Below are 15120 nucleotides of genomic sequence, written 5' to 3'. Positions count from 1 at the left end.
GCAGAACCTAAATTCTATTTCGTAAGAGGCCTTTAGGTCATACCATTACGGTACTAACAATCAGTGGGGGATGAATGAAAATCCCCACTGATTGTAGATTCACTCTATTAGCGGTATACGGTATGCATTAGATGAAATGAATTTGTTTGGTACAATGCGAAGCCAAGATTAAAGGGTTTTCCATTTTTTAGATACGCAATATTTTTTATGTCTATAAGTGGTGAACCAATCGGAATGTTTAAATGTTTAGAGGATGACTCATCAGCCATTATAGCTGAAATCCTTTGATCGACATATTCGTATTCAATTCCTTTTTCTTTTAGGTGTTCATAAATGGAATGCCTACAAATGTCTTCTGTTAACTCTTCAACTAAGTGGTAATCAAAGTACTCTAATTCGTAAGACACTGCTACATTATTCGCATAGCGAATTCGTTCAACAAGCCATAACGGATCACCTACATTAATTTGCATATCCACAGCTTGCTCTTCTTCAGCAGCTACTTTAGCAAGTCGCAATAACTTAGTTGAAGGTGTTAACCCTCTATTCTTTGCTTCAGAAGTAAAGCCTATTCCTGGCTTAAATCCTAAATACTTTGGGAGAGGGTTTACAAATGTTCCTACCCCTTTTTTCTTAGATAGCACTTTATCATTTACTAATTCTTCCAATGCTTTTCTCACTGTTATTCTAGAAACATGAAGCTTTTCAGCTAATTCTAATTCAGATTCAATTAACTGATGGGGCTGGTAAATTCTTTTTTCAATTTGATCTAAAATATACTGTTTTACTATTTGATATTTAGCTAAATTGGCTTCCATATAATTGCAGTCCTTTACAATAATCTAATAGCTTCATTATACCATGCATAAGTATCAGCTTAGTAAAACGCAGTATTTGAGGCTATTTCCAATATCCATAGTATTTATCAAATAATTTGTCATTATATTTATCGGCACCATCTAAGTTTGAGCTTTTAAAAACAGGTACATCTAAACCAGCTTCTTTCAACTTGTAAATAACTCCTATAATGATTGCTTGAGCAATCCCAATGCTTGTGAAATCAGAGGTTGGTCCTAATCCTGTATCAATTCCATCCATCATGTATGCTGCATCACCTTTAGGAGCGTGATTATCGATGGTTACATCTGCAATCTCGTACATTTTTTTATTTGAAGAATGTCTGGAAGAGACATTTGTCGAATGATCCATGGACGTTAGAGCAATTACATTGGCGTTTATTTTTTTTGCTTCTAAACACATTTCTACAGGAACATTATTTCTGCCAGAATTTGAGACAACCATTAATGTATCTTTGTCATCCACTTTGTATAAGTTCAACATACTTTTTGCGTATCCATCCAGTCTTTCTAAATACGTACTTTTATTCGGCATCTCATGTAACATTAATTCCGGAGGCAGCATACCTTTTACATACGCTAATCCGCCAGCTCGAATGTATATTTCCTCAGCTACCATATGGGAATGACCTGAGCCAAACACATAAAATCGGCCTCCATTTTTACAACTTTGGAAGATGAGGTCTGCTGCTTGTTCTATATTATCAACCTCATTTTCTTCTACAGCTTTCCATGTGTCTGTTAAATAATTAAGATAACGGACGATTTCTTTTTTTGTGTTCATTTATAGTCCTCCTTCATTGTTATATCTACATGTTATAACAGGTAGTAAATACATGTCAAGTTAATCATGCGTTTTAAATAAACTTGGTTAATCGCAACATAAAGAGTGTACATTTTTAATAGAGTCCAATAGTGTGTTATATCGTACATAAGGTGCTGTAAGGCTTGCCATTGACTTTATTGACAATGGCTGTGATGTGTATGAAGTAAAATACAGCTGGTTATGGAAGAAAAAACAAAGCTATAATAAAAAAGAGCTTCAAATCCTTGATCTAAAAGGATTTAAAGCTCTTCAATTGCCTTTCAAAAGAATGCTTTTGGAAAATGGGAAAGGGCATTCTGAAAACATTGGTTTATTTATTAGTTAACGCGAGCTAGAATTACGATAGGTTTTCTTCAATTAAAGCTTCTAGTTTCTCAGGCAAATCACCAACATTATCAAATCCGTAGCGAATAACGACATTGCTCTCATCTAAATTGAAAAATTCTACTAGAAAACTATCTTCGTTTCGCATTTTTCGATCCACCTCAACAATAGCTACAACCTCAGACTCATAGACGAAAAATGCAGCTTCCAATTCATCTAATTTACGTTTATATTTTTTAGCTTTAGGCTTAAACTCAAATTCTTGAATAATTGGAAATTCATCTTTTAACTTAGATGATTGTGGAGTGAGCTCACATTTCACATCTTTTAATTCAAACCCCAGGCTATCCGCAGCGTCAAGAAAGGCATCCACTAATGGATGAGGATCGACTTGTATGTAATCGCTATCTCTTGGGTCCAATGCTTTTTTTATATCCATGCCTGTCTCCAGCCATACTTTTGTTTTCCCAAGAGTTGCTGGTGTTTTTGCAGGCAGTTGGAAACGGAATGGAATGGATTTAGACTCTTCAGCCTTGATTATAAAACCGTCAGTGAGCTTGAAGCGTTGAATGGTGTGTCGATGATTATCGCTTTCCTTATCATTGATTTCCATTGTGTGGTTAGTTAATAAGCTCACATAGATTTGATCTATTTGCTGTTCCGAATTTCCTCCCTCTACTTCCAAAACCCCTTCAACCATTTCTCCAGGTACAAAATCTTCTGTTTCTATTTTTGCGTCAACTTTTGCTGAACCAATACCGATGGAATTGAAAAATTTCTTAAACATATGTAATGTCCCTCCTTTTCTTTAGTATAAATGAAAAAACTGTATTTTTATAGACAGAATTCAAATTTTGGTAAAAAGCGGAGGCCATGTCTGCTCTTTTTCAATAAAATTATGTGAGCTATATTACTGTGTTTTGTTATCAAAGCAACCCCTCCAGTAAAATAAACTGGAGGGATGACCATCTTTATTTACGTATTTTATTAATTTCATCCGCGACAAATTGCACATTTGTACCGACAATAACATGAATTCCTTTCGCACCAACCTTGTTAATACCAGGAACACCGGTAGCTTTAATCTTTGCTTCATCGACTTTACCTATATCTTTCACTTCTACACGTAGACGAGTAACACAGTTATCAATAGAAGTAACGTTTTCATCTCCACCTAAGCCTTCATAAATTTGCGCAGCCAGTTTTGCAAATCGTTGGCGAGAAGATGTTCCTTCATCTTTTGCATCATCTACTACCAGTTCTTCATCATCTTCACGTCCTGGCGTTTTCAAGTTTAACTTCGTAATTAAAAACCGGAAGAGGAAGTAATAGATGACTGCGAACACTAGTCCTTGGACGAGTAGCATATATGGCTTATTCGCGAGCGGTAATGGATAGCTAAGAAAATAATCGATAAATCCGGCGCTAAATCCAAACCCGGATGTCCAATGGAAAAATGCTGCAATCGCCAACGAAAGTCCTGTCAGCAACGCGTGTACGACATATAGAGCAGGAGCCAAGAACATAAATGAAAATTCAAGCGGCTCTGTGACACCTGTAAAGAATGCTGCAAATGCTGTAGCTAAAAGCAGGGAAGCGGCTTGCTTTTTTCTTTTCGTTTTTGCTGTATGGTACATGGCAAGTGCTGCTGCTGGCAAACCAAACATCATGATTGGGAAGAATCCCGCTTGGTACATACCAGTTATACCTTTAACCCCTGTACCATCACGGAATTTACCAATATCGTCAATACCTGCAACATCAAACCAAAATACCGAGTTTAACGCATGGTGCAGACCAGTTGGAATTAATAAGCGGTTAAAAAATCCATATAGTCCTGCACCGACAGCTCCTAAGTCAATAATAGCTGTTCCAAATGATACTAATGCGTTATAGACGACTGGCCAAATGAAAAATAAAGGAACGGAAATTACCATCATAGCAACGGATGTCATAATCGGCACGAGTCGTTTCCCACTAAAGAATGCAAAGGCATCAGGTAGTTGTACATGACTAAAGCGGTTATACATAATAGAAGCAACCATACCAGATATGATTCCAATAAAAACATTTTTACTTGCGCTAAATGCGGCATCGACACTTTCTGCTTCAATTCCTTGTAGCAGGGCTACGGAATCGGTGGAAAGCAGGGTTGTTACGACTAAGAATCCGACGAGACCACTTAATGCTGCTGAGCCATCTTTATTTTTGGCTAAACCCAACGCAACCCCAATAGCAAACAGAATTGGTATATTGCCTATAATAGAATTACCTGCTTGGTTTAGAAAAACAGCTACGGTGTTTACTTGGTCTTTATCAATCCAGTAGCCAATTCCAGATAGTATGGCAGCTGCTGGCAGAACGGCTACTGGTAGCATAAGGGATCGACCAAGTCGCTGTATATAATTCATCATAATAAATTCCTCCTTATAATAGTTATGAATTAAAGCGTGAAAGATACTGTCATCAAATAATAGTTAGTAATTATAATGAAAGCGTTACCAACAAGGTGGTGAGTAAAACAAGCTGTATTATTGGTATTTTTTAAGACGTTCGATGTGTAATGTAATATAGCCTAATTCTTCTGGAGGTAGCTCAATCCCATGGTTTGCAGCAATTTTTTTTGCAACGTTAACAGAACAACGGTAAGAACGTTTAAATTTCTTTTTAATCATAGCAAGCATTTCTTGATCTAACGAATGCGTTTCACAATGATTCACGCGATTTAAGGCAAACCTTAAATGTGTCATTAAACGTTCAAAAGCGAGCGTGTTTTCATCAAAGGTGATGTCCAAATCATGCTGAATTGCTTCAATCATATCTTTGACGATCGCTGTTTGTCTTACCGTTTCATGCAAATCACCTCCTTTAATTTTCATTGTATGGACATGTAGTGCAATAAATGCTGCTTCATCAATAGGTAGTTCAATATGTAGTTTATCTTTTACATGGTTAATCGCCCACAGCCCGATATTGAACTCTTCACGGTACATGATTTTTATTTCTTGTAACAATTTATTTTGTAAATGAATTCCTTCCTTTGTACGTTCAATGGCAAAGGAAAGATGATCGGTCAGAGCTAACAGAATATGTTCATTTAACTTTGTTCCAAGCTGTTGTTCGGCATAAGCAATAATTTCTTCGGAGGTAAGCAGATGTTCTTCCGGTATACGCATGATTAGTTCTTGTAATTTCTCATTTTCTTTTACAACAAACAGCTTTTCAATCTTTGTTGGATTAACAATGTCCTTTTTCTTCTTGTTAAATGCAACACCAGCGCCGATTGCTATTTTTTCTTGCTTTCCGTCTGATACAATCACGGCATTATTATTGAGGATTTTTGTAATTCTCACCGGAATACCTCTCCTTTTACAAGCAGTTCGCTGAAGAGGGAGGTGTGGAGTATTTTGCTTAACCCCACACAGCGCCCCTGCTCTTCAATTTTTTATATTAGGAAGTGACCGTTATTAGAACGGTTTCTTGCGCTGTACTCTTTTTTTCATCAGTAAAGCTGAGCTTTTTACTTCCATCTTGGTTATTTGTAATTATAATAGGTGTTACCGTGCTGGAAGCGTGTTCCTGAATATAGGCTAGATCGATATCCATAAGTGCATCGCCTGCCTTTACCACATCGTCCGTTGCGACTTTAACGTTAAAGCCTTCTCCGTTGAGGGCTACTGTCTCCAAGCCTACATGGATAAGGATTTCAGTGCCATCGTCAGCAATAAGACCAATGGCATGTTTCGTATCTGGTATTTGCACAACTTTTCCATTAATCGGTGATACGAGCTTGCCATCACTTGGAATGATTGCGATACCTTCGCCCATCATTTTTTGATTAAATACAGGATCAGGAACTTCTTCTAGTGGAATAATGTCACCATTTAGTGGTGCATAAATGATTTGTTCTTGTGATTTTTTAAATAAATTTTTAAACATAAGCTGTACTCCTTCTTCTTTAGGCTGTAATGGTGAAATTTTGTTTCTATATAAAGTAGTATAAACGTTTAGCGATAAATTGGAAACGGGGTTCAAGAGTATATCGTTTAAAATAACGGATCACAAGCTAATAGGGCAGTAACTTGATAGCCGGGTTTTACTACATATGTTGCAGTAAAAAAGGCATGGCAGTATACAGAGCCCTAAATATAGGTTACTCTATCATACCACCATGCCTAATCGTGTTAGTCACATGTGATCCGAATATTTATGTTAACGTCATCATAACATCAATGGGGACGAAAATCAACCGTTTTCTTTCTCACATAATCTGTTTCAAACTTTAAACCTTACATCCACGGGGAATCGATGTTTCCTGCGAATGGATGTAAGGTTATTATGATTTGTTATTGGCCAGCTACATCTCGTTTCGTAAATACAATCCAAGATAATACCAAGAAAACAACATAATAAATAAGTAACATGGCAATTGAGAATTCCAATGTCATTCCTTTAATCATTGGTGTGTTTCCATCTGTATATTGGCTTAAATTCATATTAGCAAACAAAATATACTTTGCCCATTCTTTTTGTGCTAACAAGACCATAACTGAATTTCCGCCCATCATTAAGAAAATGGAAATACCGATAGCTAGGGAGCTGTTACGGAGAACAGTGGAAATCATAAAAGCAAATGTCCCCATCATTACGAGTGGTACGATTTGGATTCCATAGCTTGTGAAAATTTCTTTCAGTAGATATGCGGTCTTAAACCCGTCATCTACTTGTTTTACAATTTCTGTGTTCGGGGCTCCAACACCAAAGAAAATGGCGCCTACAATCCATGAAAATAGAAAAACAAAGATGGTTGTATATAAGGCAAACAAGAGTGTTGCGATGTATTTGGATAGTAAGATTCCACTTCTGCTAATTGGACGGATGAGTAATAATTTTATCGATCCCCAACGGAACTCGTTAGCGACAATTCCACCTGCAACAATAATTACTAATAAGCTGACAAATGTAAGCAACCCAGCATTCTCTTGAACAAAGTTCCATGTGGTATAAGGTGCCGGTTGTATATCATGTTCTAAATAGTAGTTGTTTTTTTCGATGGTCTCAGTATTTATAGCTTGTGCGTAATCATCTTTTTTCATTTCTTCTTGTAGTTCCTTGTTTTCTTTCTGAAGTACCTGGCGCCAGTCCTCTCCTTGGTAGTCTTCATTCAAATTAGAGAAATTATTTGCTAAAAAAGCAGAGACAATTATCAGTCCAATTAGAATGATGTACATAATCCAAGTAGATTTCCGAATAAATATTTTGGATTGTTCGTTGTGGATTAATTTTAATAGTCTACTCAATGGTGTTCTCTCCAATCAGTTCAAAGAATTGGTCTTCTAACGTGCCATTCACGACATTGGCTTGGTAAACAGCGCAATTATTCTCTACTAAACTTTTAATAATCGCTGGCATTTGTTCTTTTTCACAACGGAAGGACAGGTCACCTTCCAGTTCAACTACTTTCAAAGCAAATTTTTCTTCTAATAGTTGTTTCGCTTTATTTGTTGGTGCGACGGTCATATGGTGGACAAGATTTCCATTGTCCTGAGCGCCAACTTGTTGCAACGTAACCATTTCTCCATTTTTAATGACACCGATTCGGTCACACATTTGTTCGATTTCAGAAAGCAGGTGACTGGAAACGATCACGGCGACATTTTCCTCTTGTGCCAGGTGGCGAATATGACCGCGCATTTCTCTTATTCCCGCAGGATCTAACCCATTTGTCGGCTCGTCTAAAATTAACACAGACGGTTTATGCAGAAGTGCTTGTGCAATTCCAAGACGCTGGCGCATTCCTAAAGAATATCTGCCAACCTTTTCGTTAATTGCTTTTTCCATTCCAATTAGCTTCACCACTTCATGAATACGTTCTTTCGTTACACCTGGCACCATGCGTGCATAATGCTTTAAGTTTTGCCATCCTGTCATAAACGGATACATTTCCGGGTTTTCAACTATTGCCCCAACTTCTCGTACAGCTTTCTTAAAATCTTGCTGAATACTATGCCCTTGAATGAGGACATCGCCTTCGGAAATATTTATCAATCCGACCATCATTCGGATAGTGGTTGTTTTTCCAGCTCCGTTTGGCCCGATAAAACCAAAGACTTCTCCTCGATTAATTGAAAAAGATAGCCCCTTGATGATGTTTTTATTACCAATCGATTTTTTCAGATTGACTAATTCCATTGCTGCTACAGACATTGCTTTAACCTCCATTTATAGTATAAATATCGTATCGTCTACGAATTTTTTCCTGTCTTGGATAATACGGTGTTCCATTTCTTGGCTACAAAAACGATTAACATGATAGCCAGACCAGCAAAAAATACCAAAGGGGTCACCAAAAATTTTTTCATCTATTATCATCCTTTCTTAAGGGAATGCCGTCATAAATTAGTTCCTACTTGAAATGGTACCATGGGCAATAGAGTATTTTAGCATGTTTTTTCTTACATCTACCTTTCAATTTTGTCACATATGATTGAACTGGTGAAATATGAATACGCGGACGACGATGGATAGAAATTTTCTTCACCTGTTTAAAGAGATTCCAACATCAGATTAGATTTAAGCCAATTATTGGTCAGTTGTTGGAAAGGATACTTTAAAAAAACGCTATCTTTACTAATATCTGAGGCTGTCGTTCCTGTCACTTTTTACTGGTTGCAGTTACATGTTGAGAAGAACAGCATTCTTTACAGTAGGGCTATCAAAAAATAGACTGTCACATCTTTTTAAAGCAGAAACAGATACCTCATTGAAAAGTTTTTTATGATTACACCAATTAAAAAAAGCCTATTCGTACTTAATTAGAGCATAGAGATGAACTACTTCAGCGATGAAAAAAGCGGGGGGCGACAAGCCCCTCCCAAGTAATCGCCTGAAGAATAGTTTGGATACGTGAATCATAATTTGGTGAACAGCTTAAATCTCTGTGCTCATTGCTTGTAGTAATTGTTTTACAAATATCCCATCAAAAGGAGGGTGGATGGGTAACTACTGTTTTAAATGCAGTATTTTAGTAGCGAGAAAAACCCTTCGTGCATGAAATTGGTTTGTATGTTTGGCTAGGCGCGGTATTTTGGACGATTATTATGGTACACAAGATAGATGCTGTTGTTAACAGACTAAGGAAATAACATGACGTACGACTTAGGATGTATTTATCCCGCATATAAGGCGCTGTAAGACTCTGCTTCAAGAACTAGAGAATCCATACTGCAACAAGTCTAAGTGAGAGGTAACAAAAGCTAAATGCACGATTCGTTTAGAGGCCTTTATAACATTACGGTTCTCCCAATCAGTGGGAGGTGAAAGAAAACCCTCACTGATTAAAGATTTACTTTATCACTTACTTGCTATCATTGAATTATTGGCAAAGTCTAGCATGAAGAAGTGAAAGTAGTCTGGGCATAACAAAAAGCTTGCAGAGCATTTCTCTACAAGCTGAGGAAAAGTGTTTCTTTTTCGCTTTACATTTAAAAAAACGAAGTCAATCATTTCAAGGGTTCATAGAAATGAACAGCTTAAAGGAGGGGGAACGGGAACGGTAATCCAAGCTTTGTTCACCAAACTAGCTGTGTATGCTTTCGCCCTAAACTTTTGAGACTATGGGCAATGAAAAATTGCGCGGCATAATACGTAACCATAACGAATACATGCTCATAATTAACGGGCGAAACAAACATATTCCATGCCAAAATAGAGTCGGAAATGACAAATAAGATACTGCCAATACTGGCAAATATATTTCCGGTCATGATTGCAAACCATGCCATACTTGCAATTGCAGCAATATAAATAATAACCGGTATTACAAGGTAAGTATCTTCTGAATTAGAAATTGCTTGAACTAATTCATTGCCCATTATCCAAGCGTAAATCCCAATGGGGATGATACTTGCTACACGATATTTGGAAAATTTCCATTGGGAAACAAAACCAGTTAAATAGAATAAATGGCCAATTAAAAAAGCGGAGAGGCCAACAACGAACCATTGTATCGTCCCATCACCAATAGAGCAGAAGAACAGACCAATTAGAATGAGCCAATGTACAATTGTTTTTTGTTTTGGTGTTTGGTAAAAAGCATAAATGATAATGAGTGCCATTGGAATTAATTTAAAGAATAGTTTAAAAGCGAGAGGCTCCTGAGGAATAATAAAAATATACAGAATACTCAAGACTAAAATAAGTACAGGTAAACGGTTCGCTTGCAAGCGATCACCTTCTTCCTTAAATAATTTTAGTGGGATAGAATAAAATAGGTGAAAAGAACACTTCCTAATTCGGAATCAGTTGCAAATATATTTCCTTTTTAAAATAAGTTTAAACAACATCTCCATTTTTTCTCTTTGTATTTGTTCTAAGATAAGAAACTATAAAATGAGGTGCTTGGGGGATAACGAAATAACCGAATAGCGACGTCCGGCGTATGAGCCTAGCAACGATGCGACTTTAGAAATGCGCCCTACGATAAGTCATCATCGGTTCGCCTCTAAGAGGAAGGCCGACTAAAAACGGGCTTGCCGCTCAGGCGTCGGCATACCCCTGTTTTTAGTGGCATGATTCCTAAATCTTTAGTTGATTCGTTCCATTCGCTACGTTGCTAAACGGGCGCCCCGCGCCTTTGTTCTTGTATATATCGTACAATACATTTAATATTGAGCCAATAAATGGGAAAGCATAAAAAGCATAATGCAGTGAACAGTAGTAATAAACGCGTTTATGATGTAGCATCGCTACTATATTTACACTATAGGAAAGTATAAGATTTTTTTGGTTTATAGTATAAGAAAAACAAAGGCTTCCGCCATGAGACTTGGCGACAAGCCAAGTTTTTCTAAAAAGATAAGAAAGTCCCCTCCATGCTTCAAAGCGAATCCAGAAGGAAGTGCTAAGGATTAACTGCAAGTCAAATGCCTAGTTTGTTTATCTAACACAGTAGGGGACAATGAGAAAGGAACTTGCTGATTGGAGATTCGTATAGTAGGCTAAATTATAACAGTGAAACACATCCGTAGCGATTGTTCCTCAGCTATACGTAGTTCCACTTGAAGAAAAACATTTATCCCTTATATAAGATGCTGTAAGATTCCCATTTGAGGAGTTGGAGAATCTATACTGCAACAAAGTCTAAGTGGGAGATAACAACACTTAAATATCCGATTCGTTCCTCTAACAATCAGTGGGGGAGGAATGAAAACCCCCACTGATTGAAGAATCACTTTATAACAGGTATGCTAACGAAATTTTCTAACGACGATAGCTTGGGTTGTTTTCGTATGCTTACAATTTTCAAATGCTTCTCCATCTACCAAACCTAATGTAATTGCAGCTTCGAGTTTTTCGGTATCTGGTCGTTTTTCAATAATAATAAAATCAGATAGTTGCATGTCCTCCAATTGACGTATAGTACTATCCTGTTCATATTGTGTAGAGGTACGAATTTGTCGTTGTGCACAGAAATCCCCTCGTGCTATCTCACCTTTTTGATTTTCCCCAACGGTTGCATCTAAGGCATGATGAAATTTTTTCTTTAATTGTTTCATTTCTTGCTCTATTTCCTTTTTTTCCTGCTGCAACACATCATATCGCCTTAGTTCTTCTTCCGTAATTCCAATTGTATTTTCCATATGAATAACTCCCCATCAATGTTTGTTAGTTAATATCTATGAGCCAATTTGAAACTTTATGTCTTTGCTTGTATAAACTGCAACAGGTACTTGAAAATGGCGGAAAATTAATATATAATCTATCTAAACCGGTTTAGTAAACCGGTTTAGATAAGGGAAGAGGAACTTTATGAAAAAAATAACCATTACAGATGTAGCAGCACGCGCGGGAGTTTCTAAAAGCACTGTATCGCAATTTTTGAATAAACGTTTTGATTACATGAGTAAAGAAACGAAAGAACGGGTGGAAGTTGCTATTAATGAATTGGAATATCAGCCTAATATTATTGCCAGGAGCCTAAAGCAGAGGACTACTAGGACAATTGGCGTGATCGTTGCAAATATCTTGCATGATTTCTCAACAAGGGTTATTCGAGCAATTGAAGATTACTGCCATGAGGAAGATTACCATGTAATTGTTTGTAATGCCGACGATGACCCGGTTAAGGAAAAGCGGTATATTGATATGCTTCGGGCTAAGCAAGTTGATGGGATTATTGCATTTCCCACTAGCAAAAACACCGCTTTATATCAGGACTTAATAACAGAGCATTACCCGTTTGTATTTATGGATCGACTCGTTCCGGGAATTGAGACAGATACAGTTTTACTAAATAATCATGAGGCCGCTCAATTAGCTGTGGATCAATTGGTAGCTAATGGATACCGGAAAATTGCTATGCTTGCACCGCCTCTGTATGACCCAATAACCCCCCGCGTCGAGCGAATAGAAGGATATAAAGCTAGCCTTGAAACGCATGATATTTGCCTAAATTCTTCATATGTCATAAGCGCAAGGCTAGAAGAGATGGAAGAACAGATTGAAAAGCTGCTTTCTTTATCTGACCCTCCGGAAGCTATACTTGCTCTAAACGATCGCGTCATGATTCAACTATTACAGTATGTAAAAGATAAGCAAATTCGGATATCAGATGACGTAGCTGTTATAGGTATCGATGATGTGACGTTTGCGTCGCTTTACACACCCGCACTAACAACGATTGCTCAGCCGGCATTTGAAATGGGGAAAAAAGCTGCACAGTTGCTGTTCAACCAATTTCACAATGAAGCAAGCCAAGGAAATAGGCGTGTGTATCGTTTCTCCCCTCAAATAATTATCAGAGAATCTTGTAAACGGAAGGAGAATGGAGCATTACAATGAGAGAGACACTAGATACGATAGCCTTGGAGGTAACCAAGGTAATCCAAGCAATCGACCCAGAGGAGACGGTCGAACTAGCAAAACAATTGAAACGAGCAAATTCCATTTTTGTAGCAGGAACTGGACGATCAGGCTTAATTGGGAAAGCCTTTGCAATCCGAATGATGCATAGTGGTTATTCTGTCTATGTTGTTGGCGAAACGATCACACCTAGTATGGAAGCTGATGACTTATTGTTAATTATATCAGGTTCTGGAAATACGGGCACATTAGCTTATTTTGCAGAAAAAGCAGCTGCAATTGGCGCGTCAATAGCTTTAGTAACGACAAATAAGCAATCGATAATTGCTCAGTATAGTGATTGGATCGTAGAAATTCCCGCTGCAACTAAAAAGCGATTGTCAAAAGAGCCAGCAACTATTCAACCATTGGGAAGTCAATTTGATCAATCAGCTCATTTAGTATTGGATGCTGTCATCGCCCATATTCTTGAGCAAGAGCAGATGCAGAAGTCGAACGAGGTTTTAAAAACAAAACATGCAAATTTAGAATGAAGAATGGAGTGTCGAAACAATGAAACCGATAGATGTTATTAAAGAAACTAAAGTAGTTGCTGTTATCAGAAAAGCTGATGAAAAAAATATTGTACCAATATTAAAGGCGCTATCTGCAGGTGGTGTAAAAGCGGTTGAAATTACTGCCGAAACACCAAATGTTGCTCATATTATTTCTACCGCAAAGGAAGCTATGAAAGAGGAGAGCTGTATTGGTGCAGGTACGGTGCTTGATCCGGAAACCGCTAGAACAGTCATGCTGGCGGGAGCTGATTTTATCGTTTCGCCTTCATTAAATACAGACACGCTCAAGCTCACCAATCGCTACGGGATGCTACATATTCCGGGAGTGTTAACACCAACTGAAATAGTAACTGCTTATGAACATGGAGCAAGTATGGTGAAAATTTTTCCAGCGGCAACAGTCGGGCCTAGTTATATCAAAAATATTTTAGGACCGTTACCACATGTTGAAGCAATGGTTACGGGAGGAATTACATTAGACAATATGAATGATTATTTACAGCATGGGGCAAAAGCAGTAGGAATCGGCAGTAATTTGGTAAACGCCGCTGCTTTAAAGACGGAAGAAGATTATCAGCGATTACAAGAGGAAGCAATTAAATATATAAAAAGAGCAACTGAATAAATTCGTTGCTCTAGAGGGGAGGTTTTAATTGTGAAGATTTATCGATTGATCACCCTGATGTTTATTATGGTAGCGTTTTCTTTTTTGGCGGCATGTACAAAAGATGTTGGATCTATTGAAAGCAGTAAATTAAAAATTATTGCTGCTCACAATCAAACATCCCCAGATACTCCTTATCAAACTGGAATGTTGAAATTTAAAGAAGTTATTGAAGAAAAATCTAATGGAAGTATGGAAGTGGAAGTACATGCTGGAACAATTGGAACTGAAGAAGCAGAGCTAGTTGAGAAATTACAGCTTGGTGCTGCAGATGTAGTACTTGTATCTCCAGGTTTTATGACGCAAACAGGAATTCGGGAAGTAGACTTGTTTTCTGTTCCGTACTTATTTAGAAGCTATGAGCATTGGCTTCAGGTAGTTGATGGTGACGTAGGAAAAGAGATGGCTCAAATTATAAATGACAAATCAAACAATTCTTTTAAACTATTAGGCTATTGGACAGCGGGAGTGAGGCATTTTTATGGAAAAAAACCATTGGAATCCATGGATGATTTACAAGGTATGTCTTTACGAACCCAAACATCAGGTGTGATTGGAGATTTCTGGGAGGCTACAGGTGCTATTCCATCATCTATTTCATGGGGGGAACTTTACCAAGGATTACAACAAGGTGTTGTGGATTCTTCTGAGAACGCTTACCCGTTTTTTGTTCAGCAATCACATCACACAACAGAAAACGGAAAATTTATTACAGAGACAGCGCATGATTATACAACTCGTTTTCTTTTAATTAATGGGGAAAAATTTGCTATGTACTCAAAAGAACAGCAGGATATTATTATGAAGGCAGCTAAAGCTTCAGTTACAGCGGAGAGAGAGGCAACAAACAGGCAAGATAGAGAATATAAGGAAAAGGCAATGAGTGAAGGGGCATTGGTGAATGAAATTAATCGAGAGCCTTTGATTAATTTAGCAAAGCCGATACAGGATGCCTTTGCAGAAGAAATAGGGGCACAAGAAATGTTGCAAGACATAAGAGATTTAGAAAACAAATGATAGGGGGGGGAT

General features: G+C 37.6%; 15 protein-coding genes. 5 read left to right on the top strand and 10 right to left on the bottom strand.

Annotated features, from left to right (window positions below; translation table 11 throughout):
- Positions 1–107: 107 nt before the first annotated feature.
- Complete coding sequence (locus BKP57_RS09485; protein WP_072741414.1) at positions 108–818, bottom strand: GntR family transcriptional regulator; 711 nt, start codon at positions 816–818, stop codon at positions 108–110.
- An 82-nt stretch (positions 819–900) separates the two neighbouring features.
- A complete protein-coding gene (locus BKP57_RS09480; RefSeq protein ID WP_050350786.1) occupies positions 901–1641 on the bottom strand; it encodes an SIS domain-containing protein in 741 nt (246 codons plus the stop codon).
- A gap of 196 nt (positions 1642–1837) precedes the next feature.
- Between BKP57_RS09480 and BKP57_RS22055 the strand changes: the two genes are divergently transcribed.
- Positions 1838–2008 carry a hypothetical protein gene (locus BKP57_RS22055; protein ID WP_156875310.1) on the top strand — a complete coding sequence of 57 codons (171 nt, stop codon included), beginning with the start codon at positions 1838–1840 and terminating at the stop codon, positions 2006–2008.
- 12 nt (positions 2009–2020) lie between these two features.
- On the opposite strand, the gene BKP57_RS09475 is transcribed toward BKP57_RS22055, so the two are convergent.
- The 8 genes from BKP57_RS09475 to BKP57_RS09440 form a co-directional block, all read right to left on the bottom strand.
- The gene (locus BKP57_RS09475; protein WP_072741413.1) at positions 2021–2794 is read right to left on the bottom strand and encodes a sporulation protein; all 774 of its coding nucleotides are present in this window, start codon (positions 2792–2794) and stop codon (positions 2021–2023) included.
- Between the two features lie 184 nt (positions 2795–2978).
- Entirely contained in the window at positions 2979–4421 is a 1443-nt protein-coding gene (nagE, locus tag BKP57_RS09470) for an N-acetylglucosamine-specific PTS transporter subunit IIBC (protein ID WP_050350788.1), read from the bottom strand.
- A 117-nt stretch (positions 4422–4538) separates the two neighbouring features.
- Positions 4539–5360 (bottom strand): PRD domain-containing protein, encoded by an 822-nt coding sequence (locus BKP57_RS09465; protein ID WP_050350789.1) that lies wholly within the window; start codon positions 5358–5360, stop codon positions 4539–4541.
- 97 nt (positions 5361–5457) lie between these two features.
- Positions 5458–5946, bottom strand: a complete 489-nt coding sequence (locus BKP57_RS09460; protein ID WP_050350790.1) for a PTS sugar transporter subunit IIA — start codon at positions 5944–5946, stop codon at positions 5458–5460.
- A gap of 407 nt (positions 5947–6353) precedes the next feature.
- Entirely contained in the window at positions 6354–7307 is a 954-nt protein-coding gene (locus tag BKP57_RS09455) for an ABC transporter permease (protein WP_050350791.1), read from the bottom strand.
- A complete protein-coding gene (locus BKP57_RS09450) occupies positions 7300–8214 on the bottom strand; it encodes an ABC transporter ATP-binding protein (RefSeq protein ID WP_050350792.1) in 915 nt (304 codons plus the stop codon). Before BKP57_RS09450 ends, BKP57_RS09455 begins: the two co-directional genes overlap by 8 nt.
- A gap of 1364 nt (positions 8215–9578) precedes the next feature.
- Positions 9579–10232, bottom strand: coding sequence for a lysoplasmalogenase (locus tag BKP57_RS09445; RefSeq protein ID WP_050350793.1), 654 nt, complete (start codon positions 10230–10232; stop codon positions 9579–9581).
- A gap of 1023 nt (positions 10233–11255) precedes the next feature.
- Positions 11256–11648 carry a hypothetical protein gene (locus BKP57_RS09440; RefSeq protein ID WP_050350794.1) on the bottom strand — a complete coding sequence of 131 codons (393 nt, stop codon included), beginning with the start codon at positions 11646–11648 and terminating at the stop codon, positions 11256–11258.
- A gap of 169 nt (positions 11649–11817) precedes the next feature.
- Here BKP57_RS09440 and BKP57_RS09435 point away from each other — a divergent pair, with 169 nt between their 5' ends.
- From BKP57_RS09435 to BKP57_RS09420, 4 genes are read left to right on the top strand one after another with little or no spacing between them, the layout of a single operon-like run.
- Positions 11818–12849 carry a LacI family DNA-binding transcriptional regulator gene (locus BKP57_RS09435; protein ID WP_050350795.1) on the top strand — a complete coding sequence of 344 codons (1032 nt, stop codon included), beginning with the start codon at positions 11818–11820 and terminating at the stop codon, positions 12847–12849.
- A complete protein-coding gene (gene hxlB / locus BKP57_RS09430; protein ID WP_050350796.1) occupies positions 12846–13403 on the top strand; it encodes a 6-phospho-3-hexuloisomerase in 558 nt (185 codons plus the stop codon). Before BKP57_RS09435 ends, hxlB begins: the two co-directional genes overlap by 4 nt.
- Before the next feature lie 19 nt (positions 13404–13422).
- The gene (locus BKP57_RS09425) at positions 13423–14052 is read left to right on the top strand and encodes a bifunctional 4-hydroxy-2-oxoglutarate aldolase/2-dehydro-3-deoxy-phosphogluconate aldolase (protein ID WP_050350797.1); all 630 of its coding nucleotides are present in this window, start codon (positions 13423–13425) and stop codon (positions 14050–14052) included.
- A 30-nt stretch (positions 14053–14082) separates the two neighbouring features.
- A complete protein-coding gene (locus BKP57_RS09420) occupies positions 14083–15108 on the top strand; it encodes a TRAP transporter substrate-binding protein (protein ID WP_232231370.1) in 1026 nt (341 codons plus the stop codon).
- Positions 15109–15120: the final 12 nt, after the last annotated feature.

The organism is Virgibacillus sp. 6R (genome assembly GCF_001895305.1).
In the GTDB taxonomy this organism is placed as follows: domain Bacteria; phylum Bacillota; class Bacilli; order Bacillales; family Amphibacillaceae; genus Virgibacillus; species Virgibacillus pantothenticus.
Note: the sequence above shows the minus strand (reverse complement) of the source record. Positions and strands in the feature narration are given on the sequence as shown.

Excerpts from the sequence above, each read along its gene's own strand:
- hxlB (WP_050350796.1), top strand. The coding sequence starts at position 12,846 with ATGAGAGAGACACTAGATACGATAGCCTTGGAGGTAACCAAGGTAATC.
- nagE (WP_050350788.1), bottom strand. The coding sequence starts at position 4,421 with ATGATGAATTATATACAGCGACTTGGTCGATCCCTTATGCTACCAGTA.
- BKP57_RS09435 (WP_050350795.1), top strand. The coding sequence starts at position 11,818 with ATGAAAAAAATAACCATTACAGATGTAGCAGCACGCGCGGGAGTTTCT.
- BKP57_RS09425 (WP_050350797.1), top strand. The coding sequence starts at position 13,423 with ATGAAACCGATAGATGTTATTAAAGAAACTAAAGTAGTTGCTGTTATC.
- BKP57_RS09475 (WP_072741413.1), bottom strand. The coding sequence starts at position 2,794 with ATGTTTAAGAAATTTTTCAATTCCATCGGTATTGGTTCAGCAAAAGTT.
- BKP57_RS09480 (WP_050350786.1), bottom strand. The coding sequence starts at position 1,641 with ATGAACACAAAAAAAGAAATCGTCCGTTATCTTAATTATTTAACAGAC.
- BKP57_RS09440 (WP_050350794.1), bottom strand. The coding sequence starts at position 11,648 with ATGGAAAATACAATTGGAATTACGGAAGAAGAACTAAGGCGATATGAT.
- BKP57_RS09450 (WP_050350792.1), bottom strand. The coding sequence starts at position 8,214 with ATGTCTGTAGCAGCAATGGAATTAGTCAATCTGAAAAAATCGATTGGT.
- BKP57_RS09485 (WP_072741414.1), bottom strand. The coding sequence starts at position 818 with ATGGAAGCCAATTTAGCTAAATATCAAATAGTAAAACAGTATATTTTA.
- BKP57_RS09460 (WP_050350790.1), bottom strand. The coding sequence starts at position 5,946 with ATGTTTAAAAATTTATTTAAAAAATCACAAGAACAAATCATTTATGCA.